The following is a 6,756-nucleotide window of genomic DNA, read 5'->3' as shown; positions in this document are numbered from 1 at the left end:
CGGTCCCTTTTGTTTTCACTCGGGGGGCCTTTCGGCGGTTCCGACTTTATCAGAATCATTTGGGCCGACCTAATCGGTGGCTTTCTTGATTCGAATAAGAATCGGGGTGACTCCGTGGAATCCAATTCCCGACCGGAGTAGGTGAGACTCTACTTGATCGCTGCCGAACTGTCCAGTTCCAGGCAACCGTTTGAATCTACCTCCCCACGTCCGCCATGTCAATGGCTTTTGTGGGCACCGGAGGACACTAGCAGGTCAGCGGGGCCGTACGCACATCAGGCGGCGGTGGGGAGCTGCGCGCTGCGGTCGGGCTCCTCCAGGTCGCCCTGGTCGCCGGTGCGGGCGGCGCGGGCGCCGAGGACGTAGACGTAGGCGAGGAAGACCAGCTCAGCGGCGACGCCGATGGTGATGCGGGCCCAGGTGGGCAGGCCGGACGGGGTGACGAAGCCTTCGATCAGGCCCGAGACGAAGAGGACCAGGGCCAGCCCGATGGCCATGCCGACGGCGGCGCGGCCGCGTTCCGCGAGGGCTGCGCGGCGGGTGGCGGGGCCGGGGTCGATGACCGTCCAGCCGAGGCGGAGGCCCGTGCCGGCGGCCACGAAGACGGCGGTCAGTTCGAGCAGGCCGTGGGGAAGGATCAGGCCCAGGAAGACGTCGAGGCGGCCCGCTGACGACATCAGGCCGATGCCGACACCGACGTTCAGCATGTTCACGAAGAGGATCCAGAGCACCGGGATGCCCAGGAAGGCGCCCAGCACCAGGCACATCGCGGCGGCCTGGGCGTTGTTCGTCCAGACCTGGGCGGCGAAGGACGCCGCCGGGTTGCTGGAGTAGTACGTCTCGTACTGGCCGCCGGGGCGGGTCATCTCGCGGAGGTCGGCGGGGGCGCCGATCGCGGCCTGGACCTCGGGATGCGTGCCGATCCACCAGCCGATGAGAACGGCGAGCAGGGTCGAGAGGACTGCGGTGGGCACCCACCAGTGGCGGGAGCGGTAGACGGCCGCGGGGAAGCCGGCCGTGAGGAAGCGGGCGGCGTCGCGCCACGAGGAGCGGCGGGTGCCGGTGACCGTGGCGCGGGCGCGGGCCACGAGCTGGGTGAGCCGGGCCGTGAGCATGGGGTCCGGGGCGCTCGACCGCACGATCGAGAGATGGGTGGCCGTGCGCTGGTACAGGGACACGAGTTCGTCGGCCTCGGCTCCGGTGAGCTTGCCGCCCCGGCGCAGGAGGTGGTCGAGGCGTTCCCACTCGGCGCGGTGGGCGGTGACGTAGACGTCGAGGTCCATGATCGGCTGCTGCTCCAGGCATCGGCTGCGGACGGTTCCGTACTGCTGCGGCGCGCTGCCGGTCAGCTTGGCAGACTGACGTTCGGAGGGGCCGGGAAGGTCGGAGAAGGGTGGGTGCCGTGAGTGACGTGGTGACCGGGGATGCCGTCGTACTGGGGTTGCAGCCGGCCCGGCTCCCGAGCCGGGCGTTGGCGGTGCTCATCGACCTGGTGGTGGTCTGGTCCGTGTATCTGCTGGTCACGCTCGGGCTCGCGGTCGCCACCGCGTCGCTCGACGAGGCGGCGGTGACGGCGGTGTCCATCGCCTCCTTCCTGCTGATCCTGGTGGGGGCGCCGATCGCGCTGGAGACGCTGTCCCACGGGCGGTCGCTGGGGAAGCTGGCCTGCGGGCTCCGTGTGGTGCGGGACGACGGGGGGCCGATCCGGTTCCGGCACGCGCTCGTGCGCGGGGCGATGGGGGTCGTGGAGATCCTGATGACGTTCGGGGTCGTCGCCTGTGTCGCGTCGCTCGTGTCGGAGCGCGGGCGTCGGCTCGGGGACGTCTTCGCGGGGACGCTCGTCGTACGGGAACGGATACCCGCGGCGCGGGTGCTCGCCGTGCCTCCGCCGCCGCCGTGGCTGGTGGGGCGTTTCGCCGGGCTCGACCTTTCGGCGGTGCCCGAGTCCCTGTGGCTGGAGATACGGCAGTACCTCACGCGGGCGCGTGAGCTGGACCCGGTGGTGGGGCGGCAGCTGGCGGAGCGGCTGGCCGACGAGCTGGTGGCGCGGACCGGGACGCCTCCGCCGCCGGGGGTGCCGGCCGACGCGTATCTGGCGGGGGTGACGGCCGAGCGGCAGACGCGGGAGGCTCGGCGGGCGTTCGGCTCCGCGGGAGTGACCGGCATGGCTGGGGTCGCCGGGGTCGGTGGAGCGGTCGGGGCTGTGGAGGCTGTGGGGATGCCGGCGCCGGGCTTCGTTCCTCCCGTCGCGCCTTCTCCGGTGGCCCCTCCGGCTGCCGCGCCGGTCGGCACCTCCCCCGGGGCCGGTGGTCAGGAGGCCACGGCGCCCGCCACCGGGTTCGCTCCGCCGGCCTGATCGTCAGGGGAAGACCGACGGCGGGGTCTCCAGGGCTTCGAGTTCGATGCCGGGGGCCGAGAGGACCACGTCGCCGGCGATGTGGACTGTGTGCCGTTCGCCCGTGTCCAGGGCGCTGACCTGGTACTCGTCCACCATCAGGGGGCCGTTGTCAGTGGCGTGCGCTTCACTCTTCAGCAGGGCCCAGGACTGGTCGACCGTGAGGGGGGCGAGCACCGGGTCCGTGAAGGCGACGAGCCTGACACGGGTCTCGGGGGAATCGGGGGTGAGACGCAGGAGTCGCGTGAGTGCGACGAGGAACGCCGGGGACGTGCCGGTGAAGGCGTGGGCGCGCACATTGCCTTCGGTGGCGTGGGTTCCGGTGGGGTCCGTGCGGACCCAGGTGACGCCGTCGAGGGCCGCACCGCGGACCTGCCAGCCGGCGGCGTGGAGTTCGAGACGGATGGGGCGGCCGAGTTCGTCGACGGCCAGGTCGACGGAGCCCTGATGGTCGCCCGAGGGGGTGGTGATCTGTGAGACGTAGCGCCAGCCGGAGGGGCCGGGCGCGCAGTGGAAGTGTTCGTCGCCGAGGGGAGTGTGGTCGTGCGGGTCATGGAGCGAATAACGGCCGCGGGGCATGGGTCGGGTCCTCGGGACGGGGGCTTCCGGGTGTGGGGGTAGGGCCTGTCCGGCCCTGATCTCCGCCGGACAGCCCTGGGACGAGGCAGGCCCCCCGGCACGGGGGTGCGGGGGGCCTGCCTGTTTCCTCTACGGGTGTCCGGGACGGCGTCGCGTCAGCGCGCGGGCGCCGCCGGCCGGGGCATCAGTAGCGGTAGTGGTCCGGCTTGAACGGGCCCTCGACCTCGACTCCGATGTAGGCGGCCTGCTCGGGGCGGAGGGTCGTCAGCTTGACGCCGAGGGCGTCCAGGTGGAGACGGGCGACCTTCTCGTCCAGGTGCTTGGGCAGCACGTACACGTCGGTCGGGTACTCCTGCGGCTTCGTGTAGAGCTCGATCTGGGCCAGGGTCTGGTCCGCGAACGAGTTCGACATGACGAAGGAGGGGTGGCCGGTCGCGTTGCCCAGGTTGAGGAGGCGGCCCTCGGACAGCACGATGAGGACCTTGCCGTCGGGGTACGTCCAGGTGTGGACCTGCGGCTTGACCTCGTCCTTGACGATGCCGGGGGTCTTGGCGAGGCCGGCCATGTCGATCTCGTTGTCGAAGTGGCCGATGTTGCCGACGATGGCCTGGTGCTTCATCTTGGCCATGTCCGCGGCCATGATGATGTCCTTGTTGCCGGTCGTGGTGATGAAGATGTCGGCCTTCTCCACGACCTCGTCCAGGGTCGTGACCTGGTAGCCGTCCATCGCCGCCTGGAGCGCGCAGATCGGGTCGATCTCGGTGACGATCACGCGGGCGCCCTGGCCGCGCAGGGACTCGGCGCAGCCCTTGCCGACGTCGCCGTAGCCGCAGACGACCACGGTCTTGCCGCCGATGAGGACGTCGGTGGCGCGGTTGATGCCGTCGATGAGGGAGTGGCGGCAGCCGTACTTGTTGTCGAACTTCGACTTCGTGACGGCGTCGTTCACGTTGATCGCCGGGAAGAGGAGGTCGCCGGCCTGCTGCATCTCGTACAGACGGTGGACGCCGGTCGTGGTCTCCTCGGTCACGCCGCGGATCTCGGACGCCAGCTGGGTCCACTTCTGCGGGTTCTCGCCGAGGGTGCGGTTGAGGAGACGGAGGATGTAGCCGTACTCCTCGCTGTCCGCGGTGGCCGGGTCCGGGGCGGAGCCGGCCTTCTCGAACTCGACGCCCTTGTGGACGAGGAGGGTGGCGTCACCACCGTCGTCGAGGATCATGTTCGGACCGCCGGTGGGCGAGTTCGGCCAGGTGAGGGCCTGCTCGGTGCACCACCAGTACTCCTCCAGCGTCTCGCCCTTCCAGGCGAAGACCGGGACGCCCTGCGGGTTCTCCGGGGTGCCGTTCGGGCCGACGGCGATGGCCGCGGCGGCGTGGTCCTGGGTGGAGAAGATGTTGCAGGAGGCCCAGCGGACCTCGGCGCCGAGGGCGACCAGGGTCTCGATGAGGACGGCGGTCTGCACGGTCATGTGCAGGGAGCCGGTGACGCGGGCGCCGGCGAGGGGCTGCTGCTCGGCGTACTCGCGGCGGATCGACATCAGGCCGGGCATCTCGTGCTCGGCGAGGGTGATCTCCTTGCGGCCGAAGGCGGCCAGGGAGAGGTCGGCGACCTTGAAGTCCTGATGGGCGGCAGTCGTCATGACTGAGCTGCTCCTCGTGTGTTCGCGTGCGAGGGTCGGTTGGGGCGCCGGGCACCACGGAGGGTCCCTGGACACACGAATGCCCGGGGTTTTCCACGGTGCCGTCGTCGGAGGCCCTCTCTCCCTCGGCCGGTCCGCGAGGACCGCCCGACCGCCATCAGCAGCGACGTCTGGCTGGTCACGAATCTACACCGGACGGTGGGGCGGGCCACAGTCCGCATCGGGCCGCGGGGCGTGATCGGAGCCCCGTACATATGCACGAGACCCCCGGGACCGCGGGGTCTCGGGGGCCTTGCGCAAGGACTGGGGGGCGGGACGCCGACGTCGGTCACCGGTGGTCGTCGCCGCCAGTGGTCGTCGCCGTCAGTGGTCGTTTCCGCCAGTGGTCCTTGTCGTCAGTGGTCGTTGTCGTCCGGGGTCTTCGCCAGGTCGGGGCCGGCCGAGGTGGCCGTCTCCTTGTAGATGTCCGGCTCCAGGTAGATGACCCGGGCGATCGGGACGGCGGCGCGGATGCGTTCCTCGGCGGCGTTGATGGCGTTCGCCACGTCGCCGGCCGAGTCGTCGTGCTGGACGGCGATCTTGGCGGCGACGAGGAGCTCCTCGGGACCGAGGTGGAGCGTACGCATGTGGATGAGGCGGGTGACGGTCTCGCCGTCCACGACCGCGGCCTCGATCCGCTTGACCTCCTCGGTGCCGGCGGACTCGCCGAGCAGCAGCGACTTGGTCTCGGCGGCCAGCACGATCGCGATGGCGATCAGCAGGATGCCGATGCAGAGGGTGCCGATGCCGTCCCAGACGCCGTCTCCGGTCAGCAGGGCGAGGCCGACGCCGCCGAGGGCGAGGATGAGGCCGACGAGTGCGCCCAGGTCCTCCAGGAGGACGACGGGCAGCTCGGGGGCCTTGGCCCGGCGGACGAACTGCGTCCAGGTGAGGCCGCCGCGGATCAGGTTCGATTCCTGGATGGCGGTACGGAAGGAGAAGGACTCGGCGATGATCGCGAAGACGAGGACGCCGACCGGCCAGTACCAGGCCTCGATCGGGTGCGGGTGCTTGATCTTCTCGTAGCCCTCGTAGATGGCGAACATGCCACCGACGGAGAAGAGCACGATGGAGACCAGGAAGGCGTAGATGTACCGCTCGCGGCCGTAGCCGAAGGGGTGCTGCGGAGTCGCCTCGCGCTTCGCCTTCTTGCCGCCCAGGAGCAGCAGGCCCTGGTTGCCGGAGTCGGCGAGCGAGTGGACGCTCTCCGCGAGCATCGACGACGAACCACTGAAGAGGAACGCCACGAACTTGGCTACGGCGATCGCCAGGTTGGCGGCGAGTGCCGCCACGATCGCCTTGGTTCCGCCTGACGCGCTCATGGGTGTACGTGGTCCCTTCGTCGATGCACCGGCTCTGTCGCCGCGGTTCGGCCGGTCATTGTTGCATCAGGCCACGACGGTGGCGCGAAAGACCGTCCCCGTACCGGAGAGTTCGGTCTTCTCGCCCGCGGGCACGAACACGGATTCACCGGCGGCGAGGGTCACTTCGCCCGCCTTCGGGCGACCCGCGACGGCGAGCAGGATCTGCGGGGTGGGGCTCGTCAGGTCGGTCGGGGCCGCGCCCTCCGGCCATACGAGACGGGAGAGGCGGAACTCGTCGATCGGGGTGTCGTAGACCTCTTCCCCGGACGGGGAGGCCTCGGGGCGCAGGACGGCCGGGTCGTTCGGCTCGAAGCGGACCACGCGCAGGAGTTCGGGGACGTCGATGTGCTTGGGGGTGAGTCCGCAGCGCAGCACGTTGTCGGAGTTCGCCATGATCTCGACGCCGAGGCCCGAGAGGTAGGCGTGCGGGACGCCCGCGCCCAGGTAGAGGGCCTCGCCGGGCTGCAGCGTGATCGGGTTGAGGAGCATCGCGGCGATGACGCCGGGGTCGCTCGGGTAGTGGTGGGCGAGGCTCGCGTACGGGGCGTGCTCGCCGCCGAGACGGTCCGCGGCCGCGGCCGCCTCCGCCACGGTGTGCGCCATCTCCTCCGGATCGGCGGTCAGCAGCGCCGTCATGACCTCGCGGAGCGCGGCCTCTTCGGGGTGGGCGTGCAGGAGGTCGACGTACGGCTTGAGCGAGTCGACGCCGAGCGCGGCGATCAGGTCCGCGGCCGCGGCCG

Annotated in this window: 5 protein-coding genes and 1 pseudogene; 1 reads left to right on the top strand and 5 read right to left on the bottom strand. The window is 70.6% G+C overall.

Features of this window, described 5'->3' with window-relative positions:
- Positions 1–275 precede the first annotated feature (275 nt).
- On the bottom strand, positions 276–1,283 hold the full coding sequence (locus AOK00_RS20395; protein WP_055601733.1) for a stage II sporulation protein M: 1,008 nt from the start codon (positions 1,281–1,283) through the stop codon (positions 276–278).
- Positions 1,284–1,402: 119 nt separating this feature from the next.
- On the opposite strand from AOK00_RS20395, the gene AOK00_RS20390 reads away from it, so the two are divergent.
- Positions 1,403–2,356 carry an RDD family protein gene (locus tag AOK00_RS20390; protein WP_173861600.1) on the top strand — a complete coding sequence of 318 codons (954 nt, stop codon included), beginning with the start codon at positions 1,403–1,405 and terminating at the stop codon, positions 2,354–2,356.
- A gap of 3 nt (positions 2,357–2,359) precedes the next feature.
- Here the strand turns inward: AOK00_RS20390 and AOK00_RS20385 are convergent, their stop codons facing one another.
- From AOK00_RS20385 to AOK00_RS20370, 4 genes and pseudogenes are all read right to left on the bottom strand, one after another.
- Positions 2,360–2,974: a hypothetical protein gene (locus AOK00_RS20385; protein ID WP_055601732.1), complete on the bottom strand. Its 615-nt coding sequence runs from the start codon at positions 2,972–2,974 to the stop codon at positions 2,360–2,362.
- Positions 2,975–3,158: 184 nt separating this feature from the next.
- Positions 3,159–4,613 (bottom strand): adenosylhomocysteinase, encoded by a 1,455-nt coding sequence (gene ahcY / locus AOK00_RS20380; RefSeq protein WP_055601731.1) that lies wholly within the window; start codon positions 4,611–4,613, stop codon positions 3,159–3,161.
- 395 nt (positions 4,614–5,008) lie between these two features.
- Complete coding sequence (locus tag AOK00_RS20375) at positions 5,009–5,974, bottom strand: cation diffusion facilitator family transporter (protein WP_055601730.1); 966 nt, start codon at positions 5,972–5,974, stop codon at positions 5,009–5,011.
- Positions 5,975–6,040: 66 nt separating this feature from the next.
- Positions 6,041–6,756, bottom strand: a pseudogene (locus tag AOK00_RS20370) (mannose-6-phosphate isomerase, class I); the annotation flags it as partial.

It is taken from the genome of Streptomyces aureus, assembly GCF_001418135.1.
In the GTDB taxonomy this organism is placed as follows: domain Bacteria; phylum Actinomycetota; class Actinomycetes; order Streptomycetales; family Streptomycetaceae; genus Streptomyces; species Streptomyces aureus_A.
This window is presented reverse-complemented; position numbering and strand designations above follow the sequence as displayed.